Here is a 19634-nt window from a genome sequence, read left to right as displayed (position 1 = left end):
TCACCCTGAAATAAAACCTGTATGGACGTAGGATGATACGTCCTGTTTTTTCCTTTTTATCCAAACTGGATTAAGGAGATTCAAAATCTGTTCCCATCATAGCAGGATCGATCAAAGTAATGTCAAAAGGATCATCGGGGGGAAGGGGGGGAAATACATCCCGACTAGATTGGTGATAAATGGCGAAAACTTGGGGCCCAAATACTACTTTATCTCCAGTTTTTAGCTGGGTATTGTTTATTTTTTTACCATTGATGATAATGCCATTAGCGCTCAATTCTTCTCCATTACCATCAACGATGTGGTAGTGAGCAAACCCTTCCTCATCAAAAATACGCATGATAGTGGCATGATGACGGGATACAAAGGGGGATTGGATGACAATATCGCAGTTTCTTCCTCTACCGATGGAGTATTTATTTTTTTTGAGCAATATTTCTCTTCTACCTTTATCGTCTTCTACAACTAATATATGTGCTGTATGGGGTTGGGCTGTCATTTCTGATTTTTTAGTGATTATTGTGCTAATGATATTCAATCATTGATTTGTGTGTGATTTAACGCCAATGGGCATACAATAAAATGCTTTGTGGGAAGGATAAACATTAACCTATTGATAAAAAAAGCGTTGTGTAATCCATAGCCACTTATATTATCCTTTATTTGCTATCAACTGTCCATTTTTTGAGCTGTAGGGAGTTGGTGACTACGATAATGGAACTTAAGGCCATGAATGCCCCTGCGGTGGCTGGATTGAGTAATACTTTATAGGTTGGTAAAAGTACTCCAGCGGCAATGGGTATGGTAATTAAATTATAACTTAATGCCCAAAAAAGATTTTGTTTGATTTTACTGAGGGTTTTTTTACTCAGTTTGATGGCGGTGATAATATCGGTGAGTTTGTTTCTGGTTAAGACTACGGAGGCTGTTTTGATGGCTATTTCTGAGCCTTGGGGCATGGCGATCGCAAAATCGGCTTCTGTCATGGCGGGGGCATCGTTAACCCCATCTCCTACCATGGCGATGGTTTTGTGGGGGTATTTTTCTTTTAATTCCCTAATTAATTGTCCTTTTTCTTGGGGACGTACTCCACCATAATAAGTATTTATGCTTAGGCTAGAGGCGATCGCCCTGACCACATTTTTTTGGTCGCCACTGAGTAAAATTACATCTAAACCCATGGCTTTAATTTCGGCAATGGTTTGTTGGGCGAGGGGGCGTAGGGTATCCGCCAGGGCAAAAAGGGCAAGGGGGGCGTTTTCCTGTGCCAAATAAATGACGGTTTTACCCTCATCCTGCAGTTGGATAGACTGCTGTTTGATGGTGGTATCTAAATAAATACCTTCCTCCTCTAACCATGATTCACTACCACAATAAAATTCTTTTTGTCCATCAACCCTTCCCTGAATGCCTCGACTGGGATAATTATGAATGTTGTTAGTGGTTAAAAATTCCAACTCTTGTTTTTTTGCTTCCCGTAAAAGGGCTTGGGCGAGGGGATGATTGGAGGCAATTTCTAAACTAGAAGCCATTTGTAACAGTTGGGAGTCAGAAAATTTCCCTTCGCTAAAATTGATGATGTCCGTAAGCTGTAGATGCCCTTCGGTGAGGGTGCCTGTTTTATCAAAGACAATCATATCAAGGTTTTGGGCTTGTTCTAGCACATCTCCCCCCTTAATCAATAACCCCTGCTGGGCGCCTACCCCAGTACCCACTAAAATCGCCGTGGGGGTGGCTAAACCAAGGGCGCAAGGACAGGCTATCACCAGCACATCAATGGCTAGTTTGAGGCTGAGAATCAGGGCGGAGGTGTCTAAATCCTCTAACAGATAAGACCAATTTTTTGTACCCCAACCATACCAAAAACTAAAAGTTGTAAGGGCGATCGCCATGATACCATAGGCAAAGTACCCTGACACCGTATCCGCCAATTTTTGTACAGGGGCTTTTCTGGTTTGGGCTTCCTCCACCATAGAAATAATTTGGCTAAGAATAGTTTTTGAGCCTGACTGGGTAGTTTCCACCACCACCATGCCCCCCAAATTAATCGTCCCTGCACAGATACCATCCCCCTGCGACTTATACACAGGCACCGATTCCCCCGTCAACATAGACTCATCCACGGTGGTTTCACCCCTTACCATGTAACCATCCACAGGAAATTGTTCCCCTTCCAATACCCTTACCCACTCTTGGGGCTTCACCTGACTCGAAGGAATCTTTAACCCCTCATCCTGATTATCTTGCCTCTTACCGATAATCCTTGCCCATGGGGGACGTAAACTGAGTAACCCCGAAAGGGCTTCCGAGGCTTTATTTCTTGCTCTACTTTCCAACACCCGCCCCAAGAAAATAAAACCAAGTAACATCACAGGCTCATCAAAAAAGCACTCCCAGCCTAGATTGGGAAAAACCAAAGCCACACAACTAGCCAGATAAGCCGACACCGTGCCGATACCGATTAAACTATTCATGTTGGGTTGACGATGCCACAACCCTTGCCAACCGTTTAAAATAATTTCCCTGCCCGGAATCATCAATGCGAGGGTGGCTAAACCCCAGTGAAACCAAATATTAGTGAGGGGATGTAGATAACTGATACCAAAATGATGTAGATGTCCGATGGTAGAAAAAATTAACAGAATTACCGCACTAGCCAACTGAAATATTTGTAGTCTTTCTTCTGTTTGCTGTTGTTTTTCCTTTATCTGTTGCCAATCTTGCTCATCAATGGATGTCCTCACCTCACTGGGAAAACCCCCTAAAGTAAGTTTTTGGGCCAGATTATTTGGCTCAATTTGCCCTTGGTTATACTCTACTAGGGCAACGGCAGTAATTAAATTTACCGTGGCAGAAACTACCCCTGGATATTGGTTAATTTGTCTTTCCACTGCCTTGACACAACCAGCGCACTTCATACCTTGTACATCAAGGGTAAGGGTATCCCTAGGGGTTTTATATTCTTCGGTGGTTTGGGGGGAGGCAACGGTTATCATTAATTATGATTCGTAATTAGGTGCTTGAGATTGTAATAATTTCGTAACTTGCTCAAATACATTATTAGATTGAGAGCCTTTGTTGAGGGCTTGTCTTTCGGGATGGAAGTTGGGGCGCTCTAGGTATAATGAGATTGCTTGTTCTACTTGATTATTGATAATAGCTGTTAATTCTGTTTTTGCTCTATCCCGTTGAAAACTGGCGCCCTCTTCGGTGGTGGCATAAAGGGGAGGAAGACGGTTGAGGGCATAGGCGGCAATGTCTCCCACATCTAGGAGGCGGTTACTGGTGGTTTCTATTTCGGCTACCCTCGAAATTACCTCACTTACTACCAACTCTTCCATGACGTTAATAAATTGTTTTCTAGGCATTGCTACTACTTCCCCTGTCAATAATGCCCCCATGAGTTTATCTAGGGCTAAATATTCATCGTTGGATAATTCCGCAGAGGTTTCGCACAATCTTCCTACTTCTGCTTCCATGGTGGGGGTTAGATAGCCACTTTCGAGGGCTTGTTCAACAATTTTATTAATATTCATCGAGATTTTAATTTTATGAAAGCAAATATTTTAACAATTCCCTTGGCACCGATGCTAGGGACTTTTTTTCACGGAGGGAAAACTTTTCCAAAGTAAACTTTTTACTAGGTTTAATTTCTCTGTGACACTGTGGGGGAAATACCCTACCACCTAACACCATAGACTTATCTTTGAATTTGGCTTAGTTTTTGCCATTTTTTGCCTAGGGTTACATTGCTTAAGAGCTATACTAAAATTTTAACTTAAACTCGTCTTCATGGGGCAAAATATTTGATCGTCACGGGTTATCTTCTTTTCTTTTATCGCTCTTTAGTTGGTATTGCTTTGGGGTAGCAAATTGATAATTTTTTGTGATAGGAAATTGTTGCTTATTGGGGACACCATGTAGAATAGAGTGTATAACAAAGAGCTAAGGGATCAAGAGTTTATGGCAACATCAACTATTTCTAATCAAGGTATCCAATTGAGCCACAAGGCTCTCGAACACGTCTTAAAACTGAAACAGCAACAGGGTAATGAGGATTTATGTTTGAGGGTAGGAGTTAGACAGGGTGGCTGTTCTGGCATGTCCTACATGATGGATTTTGAAAATATTAATAATGTTACTGAACATGATGATGTGTTTGATTATGAAGGTTTTAAAATAGTGTGCGATCGCAAAAGTCTTTTATACCTTTATGGAATGATGTTAGATTATAGCGATGCGATGATTGGGGGCGGTTTCCAATTTACCAACCCCAATGCTAACCAAACTTGTGGTTGTGGTAAGTCTTTTTCTACCTAATTTCTGTTATTGCTAAGGGATAAATAAATTAAATAATCAGTTAAATTTCCCTTGGCATACTCAAAAGATTTGATCTGTTTTATAAGTTGAGTTCTTATACTGAATCATAATCTAAAAATCCCCTGCTCTCTATGCTGAGCAAGGGATCTTTTTTTGTGACATTTTCCTATTTTTACTAATAAATTTTATTGCCCTAATAAGGGTTGTAAAAAAGCTCTAAAAAAGCATTTCTTAATTACGGATTTAAAGTCTTTGGCGGTGTTGTCAATTTCTTCTGCTAAGTCTTCTGCAAAATGATCAATCTTATCTTCTTTGAGGGATATATTTTCTAAATCTTCTTCCCATTTTTCCATAATTTGGGGGTGAATTTTTTCTATTTTTTCTTCTTCTTTGAGGGGGCTATAGATACTTCCATCGTTATTAATGGTTACTTCTCCTCTAATTACTTTGGTTAATAACTCTCCTACGGACATTCCGTTTTCTAGGGCTTTACCTTCAATTTCTTCTAATATTGATAATGGTAATTTTAAAGTTCCTTTTTCAGGAGTGTTATCTCCATAAATTATTTTTTTAATTTTGTTTGCAGTAATATTATGGAATGGGTAAGTATCTAAAACTTCCTGCCATTTTTCGTATAATTCTTCTTCTGTTAGCTTTACTAAAGGACGTGCTTGGGCTTCATTTTGTGGTATGATCCTGAATCCATATTTAATTAGCTGAATGGCAACTTTGGAGGCTTTGATAATTTTATTAGCTCTCCACACAGGATAATGAATCTCTTGCTCACAGTATTGTTTGAAGGATTGGTAGGCTTCTTTATATAGGTGATAATATTTGACCTGATATAGTTGAACTCCTAATTTAATATAGTTTAATTTGTCATATTTAATATTATTAGTAATTTTATTTAATTTTGTAAATTTTCTATCTTCTGCTACTAGGTAACAATCTTCTAAAATTGATCGATAAGGCTCTGATATATTCTCCCAAAATAACTCATTTTTATCTTCTTCTCCACAACTATAAAGCAGGGCGATCGCAGATTCTTGTATATAATTTAGATTGTTTTTTTTGCAGAAGGAATTCGGACGACTTCCCTTAGGTTTGCTCACTATGGCAGAGCTTATCGGGATCGCCTTTCGGTCGGTGATCTGATTCATTGGTGAATTGATTAGTGAATTTGTATTAACGGTAAGCCCCTAATACATTTTATAGCCGGGCATTACATTATACATCTTTTTTAATCCTTGACAATCTAGTACAAAAATATCTAATTTAATTTTTTATAGGCTAATTTATATTAGTAAATAGCTATTTTATTTTAGTTATTTGATTGCAAAATATACTATCAATAAAATAGATGCTTTCTTCATAATATTTATGCTTATAACCTATGCCATAAAGTTATATATTATGAAAATATTAATCATTGATAATCCTGTGAACTTTACAGGTTTTATTATTTAAAAAAGATTGCACCTTTTACCATTTACCTAGATTTTGTTCATGAGATTGAAAAAATAACTAATTTATAAAGTAACGGGAGAATCAACATAAATGGTAGGCTCTTGCATGGCGAAATTTATACCATGGGTAGTAAGTTGTTGAGAGATATTATCGTTGGCTAATTCTAATAATCTTTTTCTGAGTTTAATGGAACTTTCATTGGAACCGAGAATAAAAAATGTTACCCTAGCTCTAGTTTGTTGTTGATTTTCTGGAATAAATAACGATACTCTGGTACTATCAGGATCGATTCCAAATAGAGCATTAGTACATTTTTTGACCACATCTTGTACTAGGGCTTCTTCGCTATCTTCGAGGGTTTTGACAAAGTCGAGATAGAGTAATACCATTACTTTTTTGCCCCTTGTGACGTTTTCGATTTCAATATTCGCCATCATAGAATTAGGTAGTATCATTAGGGTACCTTTACCTGGTAGCCTAATTTTTGTTGACCTTAAGCCGATGGATTCTACTCTGCCATATAATCCACTATTAAGCCTGATATATTCTCCGACGATAAAAGGACGGTCTAAATATATTACACAAGTACCCAAAAGTTGTTCAAGGGTTTTTTGGGCGGCAAATGCGATCGCAACACCCCCCAAACCCACACTGGCTAACAAACCCACAAGATTAATGTCCAATCTTCGGGCAAAGGCAAGGGCGGCGATAAAACCGATTAAGACGTTAACAATGGTTTCCATTACTAACAATAACTCATCAACTTCTTTACCCAATTTTTGAATTAGGTTGATGCCATAGATAATGATTATTTGCCGAAATAAACGGGATGCTAACCAAGCGATAATTATAATTAAACTTAAATCAATGATAAATTCTAGTAAATTATATAATCCTTCGTAATTACGAATAAAATTGAGAGATAATGACCATAAAATTAATGTTCCTGCTAAGCGAAAAATATTTTGCAGAGGATCGATGATGCCCTGATAAAATTCGTTTAATGGTTTTTGAGAAAATTTAGAAATAATTAGCTTTACATAAAATGGGGTGTATCTACCCACAAAAAAGGATATTAATAAGAAAAAAAGAAAAAAACCAAATTCGTAAATAAAGTTTGCAAAAATTTGATAACCTTCTTGTTGTTGTAAAAATTCGATAGTGTTAATAATATTTTCCATTCTTAAAATTGTGACTAAATAGTAATGGGAGAATCTACATTGATGGTTTCGTCTTCGATGGTAAAGTCAATACCATAATTTTTTAGTTGTATGGTAATATTTTCTTTGGCAATATCTAATAATTGACTGCGTAAATCCATAGAAACTCTTTCTGAGCCAAGCAGGAAAAAACTCACTTGGGCTTGGGTCAAAAATTTATTTTTGCCTTGATTTACTTCTTCAAATTTAACTCCTGTATTTCTAGGATCGATGCCGAAAACATCCTTTGTACTCTCAATAATTATTTGTCTAATTAATGCCCTTTCATCTTCGTCTAAAGATGTATTAAATGTGAAATAAACTAGAGAAATAATTTTCTTTGCCCCTGTATAATTTTCTATATTTGCTTGGGTTAATGAACTATTGGGAATAATCATTAATGTTCCTTTTCCTGATAGTCTTATTTTAGTGGATCTTAGTCCTATGGACTCTACTTTACCAAATACCCCGTCAGGTAATCCGATATAATCGTCGATGCTAAATGGTCTATCTAAGTAGATTACGATGCCTCCTAATACTTGCTCTAGGGTTTTTTGTGCCGCAAAGGCGATCGCTAATCCTCCAATACCTAAACTAGCTAAAAGACCAAATAAATTAATACTATGAACTTGAGAAAAAATAAAAATTATTAGTAAGATAATGACGGCATTAGCAACAAATTTACCAACTATTAAAAATTCACTATTAATTTTTTTGTCAGTTTTCAGGGCGGCAGTAAGGAGATATTTATCAAATAAAATTCTAAACCATCTAGTGATTAAGCCAATGGTTAAAAAAGATATTGCTAAACTAAGGAAAATTTCACTAACTTCAATTATTTTAGGCTCTTCATTTACCAATATATATATATCTAATAATCCTAAGAACCATAGCAGTATAACTAAATTTAAATCTGGTTTAATGACATCTGCGTAAAAACTATGATCATCAGAACTAATAAATTTGCCACTAATGAAGTTGCCTAATTTTTGTAAATAAATAGTAATAGCAAATATTGCTACGATAACTGTAACTATTACCCCTATTTGTAGGGCTGGATCTGCTTTTAAAAAAGTTTCTACCATGTTATTTTAAGTTGTCCTTCAATCAAAGGTAAGATTAATATTAACTATTATCACAATTTACAATAACAGTCTATCTAGGATATGGGTAGATTGAAAAATAACTAACATATATTTGACAATCAATAAATTAAGAAAAGATTAACAAAAAAATGTATTGCGTTTGAAGTAAAAAAGACAGTTAGTCAAAGGAAAATAATGATTAGAATGAAAAGAAATTTAATTCCTCCTTATTTTTTATCATGGATTTTCTTTCAGACACCCTAGTTTTATCAAGAATGCAATTTGCATTTACGGCAATATTTCATATGTTATGGCCTGTATTAACCACGGGCATGGCTATCTATCTTGTAATTGTGGAAGGATTATGGCTAAAAACTAAAAATCCAGACTACTACTATCATGCTCGTTTTTGGGCTAAGTTATATGTGCTAAACTTCGGTATTGGCGTAGCTTCTGGCTCACCTATGGCTTTTCAATTCGGCACTAACTGGGCGCCTTTTTCGGAGTCGGTGGGAGATTTTTTTGGTAGTATTCTCGGTTTTGAAGCCACCATGGCATTTATGTTGGAGGCTGGTTTCTTGGGCATCATGCTATTTGGTTGGGAAAGGGTAAACCCTGTTATTCACTACATGGCTACTATTTTGGTGGCTTTTGGGGCAAACCTTTCTACTTTTTGGATTTTGATTGCTAACTCTTGGATGCAAACCCCCGCAGGAGGGGAATTTGTGGAGGGGAAATTTGTAGTAAGCAATTATTTTGAGGGGATGTTAAATCCTTTTATGGTAAAGAGTGTTTCCCATATGTTTTTGGCTACCCTCGAAACTTCTTTGTTTGTGATTGGCGGTATTAGTGCTTGGTATTTACTCAAAAAACGTCATCAGGCTTTTTTCACTCGCTCCCTTAAAATTGTGTTGCTACTGGCGATCGCCATTACCCCCTTACAAGTCTATGTAGGGCATCTAAGCGCCGAGCAAGTATATCACTACCAACCCACCAAATTAGCCGCCATGGAAGCGTTGTGGGATACCGTACCCGCAGGAGAAAAAGCGGATTGGAGTCTATTGGCTTCCCCTAATAATAAAATGGAAAGTAATAACTGGGAAATCAAAGTGCCTAATGCTCTGAGTTATATCCTTGAATTTAAGCCCCGTCTCAGTGAGCCTGTATTGGGCTTAAAAGAATGGAAACCAGAAGATCGTCCCTCCATGGTAGGTTTAGTATATTATGCCTTTCGTCTCATGAGCGGTATTGCCTTTGTGTTTGTGGGCATCATGGGAGTATCCGTTATTCAATGGCTGAGGGGCAAATTTACCCCCGAAAATTTGGCAAACCAAAAACTACTCCTGTGGGCATGGATATTCAGCGCCCCCACGGGTTATCTGGCGGTAGAGTCGGGGTGGATAGTGCGCTGTGTGGGTAGGCAACCTTGGGTTGTTTATGGACAAATTCGCACGGCGGATGCGGTTTCTAATATACCATCAAGTAATGTTTTAACTTCCCTAAGCATCTTTTTAATTATCTATACCTTACTTTTCTTTTCTGCCCTTTATTTTGGCAGTCGCATCATTAGAAAAGGACCTAATTTTGATTTACCATTACCCGGGAAAAAAGAAGAAGAAACTCCTTTGGAAGTTAATCCTGCTACCCATATTCCCAACAGTCGCCCCATTAATTAGGTGGTGCGGACGTACTATGTTACGTCCGTAAAGGTTTTGGGTGTTAGGTAATTAACTATTTATTGTCAATTAAGAGGAAGTTTTGTAATGGAATCATTAGATTATTTATTGCCCCTAGTGTGGTTTGCCATTTTGGCGTTATTTCTATTTATGTATGTGATGTTGGATGGCTTTGATTTGGGGGTGGGTATCCTTTCCCTGACTTCTTCTACGGAGGAGAGGAGGGGTATATTAATGACGAGTTTAAGTAATGTATGGGATGCCAATGCCACTTGGTTGATTTTGATGGGGGGTAGCTTATTTGGTGCTTTTCCCCTTGCCTATGCCACCATTTTAAGCTCTCTTTATATCCCGATTATGATTATGGTAATCGGGTTGGTTTTTCGCACGGTGGCGTTTGAATTTAGGGAAAATTCTGACAACAAGTTTTTTTGGAATGTAGCCTTTGGGGTTGGTAGTTTGGTGGCTACTATCGGACAAGGTTTTGCCCTAGCAGGGGTAATTGAAGGAATTCATGTGGACGAAACGGGGCATTTTATTGGCTCAACTTGGGATTGGTTTAACTGGCGTAGTATTATAATTGCCTTAACTTTGATTCAGGGTTATGTTTTAATTGGCTCTTGTTATCTTATTATGAAAACTTCTGATACTCTACAAGAAACCCATTATAAAACCGCTAAACTTGCTTCTATTACTACGTTACTCGGTGCGATCGCCATTACCACAGTAACTCCCATTTTCTCTATTTTTGCACGAAATAGACTATTTGAAGAACCATTTATTTACATCTTTAGTGCTATCCCTATTATCGGATTAGGTTTAGTGATTCTCTTGTTTATCAGCCTGAATAAAAAACAGGAAAGAACACCTTTTATTCTCACTATTTTAATCTTTTTATTAACCTTTGTAGGTTTAGCATTAGTTGTATTTCCCTACATTATCCCTCCAAGTATTACCATATATCAAGCAGCTGCCTCCCCTAGCTCATTGGTATTTATGCTAATATTCATCGGCTTTTTAATACCAATTATGTTGTTTTATAATGTTTATAATTACTTTGTTTTCCGTGGCAAAGTTACCGCAGAATAAATATTTGAGGTATTAGGTGTTAGGTAACTGGCTGTGGAAGATAATCGAGTTGGTTACAAAACCCAACAATAACCATAACTATTGCCTATTCACCATTTCCGATTCCCCGCCCTAACCAGAAAATTGAATAATGAATCAATTCTGCCATTGACAGAGGGTAAACAATCGATATATTGTACTACGATACAGTTGGTTAATGTTTTTGTGTGCAAAACTATAACTAACCGTTGTTATTTATCTTGTCTCATATAATCCAGAGGTTTTTTCACCCATGGATTATTAAAAATTTTCGCCAAAAAAAGATTAATAATTTTAATTAACTAACTGAATTAAAGTATAAAAGTATAGGAGAAAAAGTGCGTAGAATTATTATTGCTGGTAACTGGAAAATGCACAAAACTCAGAGAGAATCTTTAGAGTTTTTACAAGGTTTTTTACCTCACTTAGAAGATACCCCCGAAAAAAGAGAGGTAGTTTTATGTGTACCTTTCACCAGTTTAAATTTTATGTCAAAAAATTTACATGGTAGCCGAGTTAAACTGGGGGCGCAAAATATCCACTGGGCAGAGGAAGGGGCTTTCACAGGGGAAGTTTCTGGAGCTATGTTAACAGAAATTGGTTTAAATTACGTTATTGTAGGTCATAGTGAGCGTCGCCAATATTTTGGAGAAACTGATGACACTGTCAATAAAAGATTATTGGCGGCACAAAGTCACGGTTTAACTCCTATTCTTTGTGTGGGTGAAAGTAAAGCCCAGAGAGATGCGGGGGAAACCGAGCAAGTAATTTTTGACCAACTTAAAAAAGGTTTAGTAGATGTTGATCAGGATAATTTAGTTATAGCATATGAGCCTATATGGGCGATCGGTACTGGGGATACTTGCGAGGCAACGGAAGCCAATCGGGTTATCGGTTTGATTCGTGGGCAGTTAACCAATAAGGATGTAACTATTCAGTATGGGGGCTCGGTAAATCCTGGAAATGTTGATGAAATTATGGCACAATCTGACATTGATGGGGCTTTAGTGGGTGGCGCTAGTCTCAAGGCGGATAGTTTTGCCCGATTGGTTAATTATCAATAAGTCGTTGCTAATTTTAGGTATGATTTGTCATTAGGGTGGGCAATAGGCAGTGGTTTAATTTGATTAATGATCATTTTAAACAATTGTCCATTGTCTATATCTATTTTTTACTAATCATCCTTGGGGTGTTTAGCGATGCCTAGTTTAACGAGATTTTTTTCTAAAATTTGAATAAAGTTAGCGTCTTTGAGGTATATTTGGCGATCGCCACTAGGATATAATAAATAAGGGTTAGTGCTATCTTTATCAATAAAAGTAAAAGCCTTTTTAAACTCAAGGGAATTAGACTTTATGGGCGCATCAAAGTGCGCTGGAATAATCTGCTCAAAATTCCATAAAGATACCAAATTTGCCCAATTTAAAACCTTTTTTGAGGCTTGGGGTAAGATTAAACTTTCAAGGATAGGGGCAACAAGGAGACGATTCCGAATGGCAAGGAAAGAAATTTGCCACCCCGATAACCAACGGAAAGGAAAAATACCAAAATAATTACGACGACTACGATTAGGCGCATTTATAGCATTGATAATTAACTCTTTTAAACCCACCGTATCAATCATGCTAGGGCGAAAATAAAGGGCAAATAGACAAACTCTTTGCCACCCCTTAAGACGGTTAAATTCATTGTCAGGCAAATCATCAAGGGCCGTTTCACGGGCATGAAACAACAAAGGGAAGGGGTTTAATTGGACAATTTCGGGAGGTTTTTCGGGAATAGATATAACCGTATCCGTCACCAATAGGGTACGAGATGATTTATGATACATGGCAACCTCAGAAAAAGAGCCTTGAGTTAAATCAATATCAAGGATATGATATTCAAACTCCTTGGCAAAGGGAGATTCTCGCCAATCGAGGGGTAAAAATTTTGTTCTATTAATAGGAAAACCCACCCAAGATAATGGTAAACGAAAAGGGAAAGTCCATTGACTTGGCACACAATAAATCTCGGCGTAGGGGAAGCGACGGGCAAAGGGTGGTACAAATATTTTATGTTCTAATCCTGAACTCGTAGAGTGGATAATATATTTAATATTGCCATGGATAGATTCTAATTCTTTGACCAATCTTACACATTCTTGGGTAGGGGCGATGGGGCAATATACTAATAAACCTCCCTCCTCCAACTTAACTACTGTCATGCGAATAGGCACCACCGCATACAATAACCCATGGGGTTGCTCAAATATCCAAATTTTATCCTTTAATACTTCCTTTCTGATGGTTGCCCTGCGATTATAAGGATAGAGAGGTAATAAAAACCACCAGCCCCATTTTTGCTCTTTATTACTATTAATACTCACGTTAATGGACAATTAAATATTTATTTTTTATTTGTCTATGGTATTCGTACTTTCGAGGCAAGGGGTTTAAACCCCTTGTTAAATAAATAAGTATAGTTACTTAATTAATTCCTAATAATTCCACATCAAAAATAAGAGTAGCATTAGGAGGAATGACACCACCAGCGCCCCTAGCCCCATAACCTAAATCTGGGGGAATAATAAGAGTAGTTTTGTCACCAATTTTCATATTAGCAACTCCTTCATCCCATCCTTTAATTACCTGCCCTACTCCTATGGTAAAGGTAAAAGGTTGGTTTCTATCTTTTGAGCTATCAAATTTTTTACCTCTTTTGTAACCTTCCTCTGATAAATAACCAGTGTAATGGACGGTTACTTTTTGCCCCCTAGTGGGAGATTCTCCTTCCCCTGCCTCGGTTTGTACGGAGATTAAACCCGTAGAAGAAGTTTGTGCGTTAGATAAATCGATTTCCATATTTCCTGTTTTCATAAGTTTACTTGCATCGGCCACCAAAGTGGCTGACTCTGCCTGAATTTCTTGGGTGGTAGTTGATGCCACCGCACTGGGGTTATTGTTAAAAATCACAGAGAAAATTAACATTCCAGCACATACGAAAATAATGCCTAAGCTAATGACAATCGGTTTCATTTTTTATTAAATGTCTTTGAAGTCATTTTTAATTGTCTATGATTAACGAGCAAATGTCTATGGAATAACTTTAATTACGGCGATAAAAGTGCAATCGTCCGATGCCCAAACTTAACCCTATGGCATCATTACCCACAGGGAAGGCATGGGTTCTAAATTGGAATATTCCCGTAAAACTAGGATTTCGGTAGGGTTTTAGGGCTATAGTTACTTGATTGTTTGCTCTTATGGGAGATTCAAACTGAATTTCGATTAAATTGGAATTTTCTTCTTTGAACACTTTAACGGGTACAGACTCTTGGCGATCGCCTCTACTACCCAAGAATACCTCAGTTTTTGCTAAATCAAAATTAATATTTTCCACTCCCTGCTGTTGCTCGATGGTTACTTTACCCAAAGGAGGAGAAGACTGCTCAGGAATATCCAAAGTGACATAGTAAGTAGGACTAGGATGGCGGATAGTGTTATGGGGGGTACTAAAATCTATTAAACTAGGGGGAGATTGTGTAAAACCATTACTTGTCGCCCTTAAAGTCTGAATCTGAGTAGAAAAATCATTTTCTGGGGGCAAACTTCCATCTCGACTTTGGCTATTTTGACTTTCTACCCGATTATTGGCTGTCGAAAGGTTATTGGTTGTTGCCACAGTAGAAACATTACCATTATTATCATTCAAGTAAAAATCACCCACCACAGAAGAAGTAGTCCAAGGTATTTGACGGCTGTTTGTTTCTTGAGAAACTTCCAATCTTACCTGACTAAACATGGTGTCTAAATTTTGATTCTCATTATCCAAGTTATTGAGAACTGCGGCGGTAAAAGTGCCATTACGCCCAACGCCATCCTCCGCTACATTTCCAGGGCCTGTGGCAAAAGCAATAAAAAGTCCAGCGGGGCTGATTTGGATGGGTGCCAAACCACGGGGAATAATAGAGCGAAAATTACGGGCAAAAGGGTTATCACGACAAGCATCTAAAATTACTATATTTACATCACTACCCGCCTCTTGCATCGTTCCTAAAACCCTTCCTAGGGCAAGGGTTTCATAGTCAATTTCACTGGTTCTAGTCAGCTGGGCATTTACAGGAATGAGGTAATTTTCCCCATTATATTGGATGCCATGACCTGCAAAATAAAATAATGCTGTGGCGCCTTCACTTAGCTGATTATAAAATCTTTCCAGAGCTTCATTCATAGCCCTAAGACTACTATCAGTTACTAGAATCACCTCAAAACCTAAATCTTCCAACTTCTGTGCCATGTCATGGGCATCATTGAGAGGGTTACGTAATACTGCAGCGTGTTCATATTGCGCATTGCCAATGATTAAGGCTACTTTTTTTTGTCTCTCTTGTCTTTGAGCTATTAAATTATCGTTAGATTTTCCTACCTCTAAATATTCCTGACTAACTACTTGAGCTTCATGTTCTACATTTGCTTTTACAGGAAAAAAAGGGAGTAAAAAGGCGATCGTTAATAATGTTCTTATGGGATGGGGGTGATACTTAGATTTAACCATAACTTTTATCCCACTTCATTTGTGGCGATAAGTTTATATAAACTAGCTCACTTTTTATAATAATAGCTAATAAATAAAAATAACAATTTATTTGTTAATTATGTAGTATAAATTAACATTCCAAAAAATAGAAAATATCTCTATACTTCTAAATTCTCTGACACAAAGGACTTAAATGAGTTTAAGTAGGAGCAAATTGATTCAGAAATAACATCAGGAGCAAAATCTCCTGAATAAATCCAAACCTCTCTATAACTAAACAATTACAGACAAAGACGTCAAATTAATAATTTTTTATTACTCAACAAGGGGTTTCCACCCCTTGCCTCTAAAATTTTAGAAGTTAAAAATGGGATGTTCCTACAAAATGATAAAGAAAATATCAATTCAAATTTTATTATCACTCTTCCATTACTTAATGTTATTTAGCGCCAATATTTATTTTCTAAATCTCGAATTTGACGCTCAAGACGATCAATTCTTCCCCTTAACTCATCCATTTCAGACTGTCTAGGTACTCCTAAATCTTGTAACATATTACGCAATTGACGCTCCATTTGAGCTTGAAAATTACCAGATTCTGACTGCATTTGTTGCATCATATCATCCACAATGCCCTTAGCCTGATCTGGGTTTATCTTACCATCCTTGACCCATTGATCGCTTACTTCCTTAATTTTTTCTGCAGCCAGAGAAGTGGTGCCGACACCAATCATTAATAATTGTTTTAGCCAATCGTTATTATCCATAATTTATTTACAGTAAAATTTAATTTTGTTATCCTTCAATTATTACATTTAGCCACAGGAGAATTAAAACTTTAATTAATTCATCTAAATTTCTCCATGGAAAATCGAAAATAATCTCTAAAAATAGCAGTTTGTCATTTGCGGTGGAAATTTTATTTTCCCTTGCTCATTCACCAAACTTTAAATAGATTATTTGTTAACACTACAAAATGCTTTATCTTTTTCTCTGATTACTTTTGCGAGGTTAGGGCGCCCAGATAACTGGAGACGATATTTTGCCCAGATGCCGTAAATTTGATCAGCTAACCAACCGATAACTGGTATTTTGGTAATGGCGTATATCCACCCCATGCCCAATATTTCATAAACTCTACGAAATACTTCTACATTGGTGATGATGGTGCCATCGGCTAGGATGGCGTGAATTTTTCCCATAGCCGTAGCGTAGTCTATATTTTGATTTGCTTCGGGGGAATAGTCAGGGGAGGAAATATCGACAAAAGCAACTTTTCCCCTACCATTGTCTTTTTTCTTGAGAAAATTTACTTCTTTGACACAAAAAGGGCATTCTCCATCGTAAAGAAGTTTGATTTCGTAGGAAGAATTATTATTTGACATGGCTAGATAATCTTATTAAGATTTGTAAATTGGTAGTAAAATCATGGTAACTAAAAAAAAATCAGATTATCAATGCAAACATTCGGTACTCGTCAAACAATTCAATTTAAACCCCAACCTCTAAAAGTCATTGCCATTGGTGATAGTTTGATTTATGGTTATGGTGATAGGGAAGGGGGAGGATGGGTTGAGCGTTTAAAGCGTCGTTGGATATATGGTGAAAAAGAACATGTATTATATAATTTGGGTATTAGGGGCGATCGCACTTCCCAAGTAAAAGAAAGACTCGCCCTAGAATATAAATATCGTGGGGAATTAAGAAACCGTTACCCCGATAGAATAATCATCTCCGTAGGTGTCAACGACTCCCCCAGACTAGGACGCAAAGCAGGAAAAAACCTCACCGATTACGATAAATTCTGCCAAGACATTGAAGAATTGTTAAACCAAGCCCAACAACTTTGCCCAGTTTTCTTCATTGGCATGATACCCGTCAACGAAGAAAAAATGCCCTTCTCAGACTGCTTTTATTATAATCGTCGAGATCAATATCGCTACAAAGAAGCCACTAAACAAGCCTGTGAAGCTCTTAATATTCCATATCTCGATACCTTTGACTTATGGACAAGTAGAGGAGAAAACTGGATAAAAAACCATCTTTGTGAAGACGGATTGCATCCTAATGTACAAGGTTATCAATCAATATATCAAGACATCATCCAGTGGCAACCCTTACAATTAATGATAGAAAAATACCCGAGTTAAAAGCCTACACTTTAGCCTTCATCAAAAAAATATTCCAAAAAACAAAGGTAACTGTGATAGTATCTGAGGTAAATTTAAAAAGAAATAAAGTAAAAAAATCTGGTGTTGAGGAGTAACAAAATGAAATATCAAAGACTAGAAAATATTCCTAGCCCTCGCCAACATAACAATCCCTTGAGAATTGGCGTGATTGGGGTAGGTAATATGGGGCAACATCATACCCGTGTCTTAAGTCTCCTCAAAGATGTAGAATTAGTCGGCATTGCTGATGTCAACGTAGAAAGAGGTTTAGATATTGCCAGTAAATATCGAGCCCGTTTTTTTGACAACTACCTCGAAATGTTACCCCATGTAGATGCAGTATGTATCGCTGCCCCCACCAGATTACATCACCAAGTAGGTTTAGACTGCTTTAGGGCAGGAGTTCATGTATTGATGGAAAAACCCATCGCTGCTAGTATCGAAGAAGCAGAATCCCTGGTTAATGCTGCCGCTGAAGCTAATTGTATCCTCCAAGTAGGGCATATCGAACGTTTTAACCCCGCTTTTCAGGAATTGAGTAAAATTCTGAAAACAGAAAATCTCCTCGCCCTCGAAGCCCATCGCATGAGCCCTTATTCTGATAGGGCAAATGATGTTTCTGTGGTACTTGACTTGATGATTCATGACTTAGATTTATTTCTCGAATTAGCAGGGGCGCCCGTAACCAAATTAAGCGCCACAGGTAGCCGCGCTGCTGAATCCCAATATTTAGACTATGTCACCGCTACCCTAAACTTTGCTAATGGCATTGTTGCCACCGTCACCGCCAGTAAAGTAACCCACCGTAAAATTCGCCGTATTACTGCCCACTGTCGCAAAAGTTTAACCGAGGCTGATTTTCTCAACAACGAAATTTTAATCCACCGTCAAACCACCGCCAACTACACCACCGATTACGGACAAATTCTTTATCGCCAAGATGGTTTAATCGAAAAAGTTTATACTAGCAATATTGAGCCTCTCCATGCAGAATTAGAACATTTTGCCAGTTGTGTTAGGGGGGGTAATCAACCCTCTGTCGGAGGCGAACAAGCCCTTAAAGCGTTGCGTTTAGCTAGTTATATTGAGCAGTTAGCCCTTGACGGTAAAGTTTGGCAAGATTTCTCTGTTAACTTAGAAGATATTAATGGGGGAGTTGTAGTTAGCCCCCACTAATTAAAGTGCGCTGAGAAATGATAGGCAAAAAATAGGGAATTGCTTAATTATGTATGAAATATTATTAATAAACATCCCATTTTTATTATTACCATTACCTATTCTTTGTTACTAATTCCTCACCTAAACTGAAACTTATATCTAAATTCAACAATCCCTAAAATATTAGTTGTTAACTGTTAACACCTAAACTATCTTACGGCTTCTAAAAGACGAGAATAGTAAAAATTAGTGCTAGTCATATCTTTACGTTTGATTTTAAAGCCATTATCGACAAGGATTCTAACAATATCTTCTTCTTTATGCTGATAAGCCCTAGTAGTTTTACTAGGACCTGGAAAAAATTCACCAATTTTCTTTAAAATAGTTAAAAAGGGAGTCTTAGGTGCAAAACTCAGAATTAGTCGAGATTTTGCCAAGGAAGCAAGATGGCTAATCATTTGGGCGGCATCTTCGGTGGGATAATGAATTAATACATCCAAACATATAACGGTGTCATATTCTCCCCTAATAGACTCTAAATCCTGTACCCCTAATCTGATGTTACGGGGATTTGTCATTACTTGTTTGATTTTTTCGGCGGCTTCTCCTACCATTTTGGCAGATATATCACTGGCGAAAATTGTTGCCCCTTCTTGGGCGAGGGGAATGGTTAAACTACCCACTCCACAACCAGCATCACAAATGGATAGTTGAGAAAGATTACCGTCATCTTGCAACCACTTCACTACTTTTTCAATGGTTTGTTGATGTCCTTGTCTAATATCTAGTTGTACTTTATTTACTGTACCGTTGCCATAAATATTACGCCAACGCTCAAATCCTGTGGCATTAAAATATTCTTTGACGACACTTTTATCATCAATCTTGTTTTTTATTGTGGTTGTCATGGTAATTACTGAGGTTTTTAACTAT

18 protein-coding genes are annotated in these 19634 nt (G+C 37.4%); 6 read left to right on the top strand and 12 right to left on the bottom strand.

Features of this window, described 5'->3' with window-relative positions:
- Positions 1 to 70: 70 nt before the first annotated feature.
- From A5482_RS06340 to A5482_RS06330, 3 genes are all read right to left on the bottom strand, one after another.
- Positions 71 to 499 (bottom strand): FHA domain-containing protein, encoded by a 429-nt coding sequence (locus tag A5482_RS06340; RefSeq protein WP_069791611.1) that lies wholly within the window; start codon positions 497 to 499, stop codon positions 71 to 73.
- A 160-nt stretch (positions 500 to 659) separates the two neighbouring features.
- Positions 660 to 2996, bottom strand: a complete 2337-nt coding sequence (locus A5482_RS06335) for a heavy metal translocating P-type ATPase (protein WP_069791610.1) — start codon at positions 2994 to 2996, stop codon at positions 660 to 662.
- Positions 2997 to 2999: 3 nt separating this feature from the next.
- Positions 3000 to 3536: a late competence development ComFB family protein gene (locus A5482_RS06330; RefSeq protein ID WP_069791609.1), complete on the bottom strand. Its 537-nt coding sequence runs from the start codon at positions 3534 to 3536 to the stop codon at positions 3000 to 3002.
- Positions 3537 to 3963: 427 nt separating this feature from the next.
- On the opposite strand from A5482_RS06330, the gene A5482_RS06325 reads away from it, so the two are divergent.
- Positions 3964 to 4320 (top strand): iron-sulfur cluster assembly accessory protein, encoded by a 357-nt coding sequence (locus A5482_RS06325; RefSeq protein ID WP_069791672.1) that lies wholly within the window; start codon positions 3964 to 3966, stop codon positions 4318 to 4320.
- Positions 4321 to 4505: 185 nt separating this feature from the next.
- On the opposite strand, the gene A5482_RS06320 is transcribed toward A5482_RS06325, so the two are convergent.
- The 3 genes from A5482_RS06320 to A5482_RS06310 all read right to left on the bottom strand — a co-directional run bounded on the left by A5482_RS06320 (position 4506) and on the right by A5482_RS06310 (position 8071).
- Positions 4506 to 5480, bottom strand: a complete 975-nt coding sequence (locus A5482_RS06320) for a hypothetical protein (RefSeq protein WP_242412010.1) — start codon at positions 5478 to 5480, stop codon at positions 4506 to 4508.
- Between the two features lie 369 nt (positions 5481 to 5849).
- The gene (locus A5482_RS06315) at positions 5850 to 6968 is read right to left on the bottom strand and encodes a mechanosensitive ion channel family protein (protein ID WP_069791608.1); all 1119 of its coding nucleotides are present in this window, start codon (positions 6966 to 6968) and stop codon (positions 5850 to 5852) included.
- A gap of 14 nt (positions 6969 to 6982) precedes the next feature.
- Positions 6983 to 8071, bottom strand: a complete 1089-nt coding sequence (locus tag A5482_RS06310) for a mechanosensitive ion channel family protein (RefSeq protein ID WP_069791607.1) — start codon at positions 8069 to 8071, stop codon at positions 6983 to 6985.
- A 239-nt stretch (positions 8072 to 8310) separates the two neighbouring features.
- On the opposite strand from A5482_RS06310, the gene A5482_RS06305 reads away from it, so the two are divergent.
- The 3 genes from A5482_RS06305 (at position 8311) to tpiA (ending at position 11918) form a co-directional block, all read left to right on the top strand.
- On the top strand, positions 8311 to 9747 hold the full coding sequence (locus tag A5482_RS06305; RefSeq protein ID WP_069791606.1) for a cytochrome ubiquinol oxidase subunit I: 1437 nt from the start codon (positions 8311 to 8313) through the stop codon (positions 9745 to 9747).
- Positions 9748 to 9834: 87 nt separating this feature from the next.
- Positions 9835 to 10836 (top strand): cytochrome d ubiquinol oxidase subunit II, encoded by a 1002-nt coding sequence (cydB, locus tag A5482_RS06300; protein ID WP_069791605.1) that lies wholly within the window; start codon positions 9835 to 9837, stop codon positions 10834 to 10836.
- 356 nt (positions 10837 to 11192) lie between these two features.
- Positions 11193 to 11918 (top strand): triose-phosphate isomerase, encoded by a 726-nt coding sequence (gene tpiA, locus A5482_RS06295; protein WP_069791604.1) that lies wholly within the window; start codon positions 11193 to 11195, stop codon positions 11916 to 11918.
- 110 nt (positions 11919 to 12028) lie between these two features.
- Here tpiA and A5482_RS06290 read toward each other — a convergent pair whose 3' ends face one another.
- The 5 genes from A5482_RS06290 to A5482_RS06270 form a co-directional block, all read right to left on the bottom strand.
- Positions 12029 to 13222, bottom strand: a complete 1194-nt coding sequence (locus tag A5482_RS06290; RefSeq protein ID WP_201150097.1) for a DUF4336 domain-containing protein — start codon at positions 13220 to 13222, stop codon at positions 12029 to 12031.
- Positions 13223 to 13322: 100 nt separating this feature from the next.
- Positions 13323 to 13871, bottom strand: a complete 549-nt coding sequence (locus tag A5482_RS06285; RefSeq protein WP_069791602.1) for an FKBP-type peptidyl-prolyl cis-trans isomerase — start codon at positions 13869 to 13871, stop codon at positions 13323 to 13325.
- A gap of 70 nt (positions 13872 to 13941) precedes the next feature.
- The gene (locus tag A5482_RS06280) at positions 13942 to 15390 is read right to left on the bottom strand and encodes a DUF2808 domain-containing protein (RefSeq protein ID WP_069791601.1); all 1449 of its coding nucleotides are present in this window, start codon (positions 15388 to 15390) and stop codon (positions 13942 to 13944) included.
- Positions 15391 to 15815: 425 nt separating this feature from the next.
- Positions 15816 to 16139: a phasin family protein gene (locus A5482_RS06275; protein ID WP_069791600.1), complete on the bottom strand. Its 324-nt coding sequence runs from the start codon at positions 16137 to 16139 to the stop codon at positions 15816 to 15818.
- A gap of 189 nt (positions 16140 to 16328) precedes the next feature.
- Positions 16329 to 16757, bottom strand: coding sequence for a thiol-disulfide oxidoreductase DCC family protein (locus tag A5482_RS06270; protein ID WP_069791599.1), 429 nt, complete (start codon positions 16755 to 16757; stop codon positions 16329 to 16331).
- 72 nt (positions 16758 to 16829) lie between these two features.
- Between A5482_RS06270 and A5482_RS06265 the strand changes: the two genes are divergently transcribed.
- Positions 16830 to 17522, top strand: a complete 693-nt coding sequence (locus A5482_RS06265) for a GDSL-type esterase/lipase family protein (protein WP_069791598.1) — start codon at positions 16830 to 16832, stop codon at positions 17520 to 17522.
- 120 nt (positions 17523 to 17642) lie between these two features.
- On the top strand, positions 17643 to 18719 hold the full coding sequence (locus A5482_RS06260; RefSeq protein ID WP_069791597.1) for a Gfo/Idh/MocA family protein: 1077 nt from the start codon (positions 17643 to 17645) through the stop codon (positions 18717 to 18719).
- Positions 18720 to 18910: 191 nt separating this feature from the next.
- Here the strand turns inward: A5482_RS06260 and bchM are convergent, their stop codons facing one another.
- Positions 18911 to 19609 carry a magnesium protoporphyrin IX methyltransferase gene (gene bchM / locus A5482_RS06255; protein ID WP_069791596.1) on the bottom strand — a complete coding sequence of 233 codons (699 nt, stop codon included), beginning with the start codon at positions 19607 to 19609 and terminating at the stop codon, positions 18911 to 18913.
- Positions 19610 to 19634: the final 25 nt, after the last annotated feature.

Origin of the sequence: Cyanobacterium sp. IPPAS B-1200 (genome assembly GCF_001747005.2) — a bacterium.
Lineage (GTDB): Bacteria > Cyanobacteriota > Cyanobacteriia > Cyanobacteriales > Cyanobacteriaceae > Cyanobacterium.
The sequence above is the reverse complement of the archived record's forward strand: the minus strand, read 5'-3'. Positions and strand labels throughout refer to the sequence as shown.

Coding starts and splice junctions, on each gene's coding strand:
- A5482_RS06340 (WP_069791611.1), bottom strand. CDS start 499: ATGACAGCCCAACCCCATACAGCACATATATTAGTTGTAGAAGACGAT.
- A5482_RS06335 (WP_069791610.1), bottom strand. CDS start 2,996: ATGATAACCGTTGCCTCCCCCCAAACCACCGAAGAATATAAAACCCCT.
- A5482_RS06330 (WP_069791609.1), bottom strand. CDS start 3,536: ATGAATATTAATAAAATTGTTGAACAAGCCCTCGAAAGTGGCTATCTA.
- A5482_RS06325 (WP_069791672.1), top strand. CDS start 3,964: ATGGCAACATCAACTATTTCTAATCAAGGTATCCAATTGAGCCACAAG.
- A5482_RS06320 (WP_242412010.1), bottom strand. CDS start 5,480: ATGAATCAGATCACCGACCGAAAGGCGATCCCGATAAGCTCTGCCATA.
- A5482_RS06315 (WP_069791608.1), bottom strand. CDS start 6,968: ATGGAAAATATTATTAACACTATCGAATTTTTACAACAACAAGAAGGT.
- A5482_RS06310 (WP_069791607.1), bottom strand. CDS start 8,071: ATGGTAGAAACTTTTTTAAAAGCAGATCCAGCCCTACAAATAGGGGTA.
- A5482_RS06305 (WP_069791606.1), top strand. CDS start 8,311: ATGGATTTTCTTTCAGACACCCTAGTTTTATCAAGAATGCAATTTGCA.
- cydB (WP_069791605.1), top strand. CDS start 9,835: ATGGAATCATTAGATTATTTATTGCCCCTAGTGTGGTTTGCCATTTTG.
- A5482_RS06285 (WP_069791602.1), bottom strand. CDS start 13,871: ATGAAACCGATTGTCATTAGCTTAGGCATTATTTTCGTATGTGCTGGA.
- A5482_RS06280 (WP_069791601.1), bottom strand. CDS start 15,390: ATGGTTAAATCTAAGTATCACCCCCATCCCATAAGAACATTATTAACG.
- A5482_RS06275 (WP_069791600.1), bottom strand. CDS start 16,139: ATGGATAATAACGATTGGCTAAAACAATTATTAATGATTGGTGTCGGC.
- A5482_RS06270 (WP_069791599.1), bottom strand. CDS start 16,757: ATGTCAAATAATAATTCTTCCTACGAAATCAAACTTCTTTACGATGGA.
- A5482_RS06265 (WP_069791598.1), top strand. CDS start 16,830: ATGCAAACATTCGGTACTCGTCAAACAATTCAATTTAAACCCCAACCT.
- A5482_RS06260 (WP_069791597.1), top strand. CDS start 17,643: ATGAAATATCAAAGACTAGAAAATATTCCTAGCCCTCGCCAACATAAC.
- bchM (WP_069791596.1), bottom strand. CDS start 19,609: ATGACAACCACAATAAAAAACAAGATTGATGATAAAAGTGTCGTCAAA.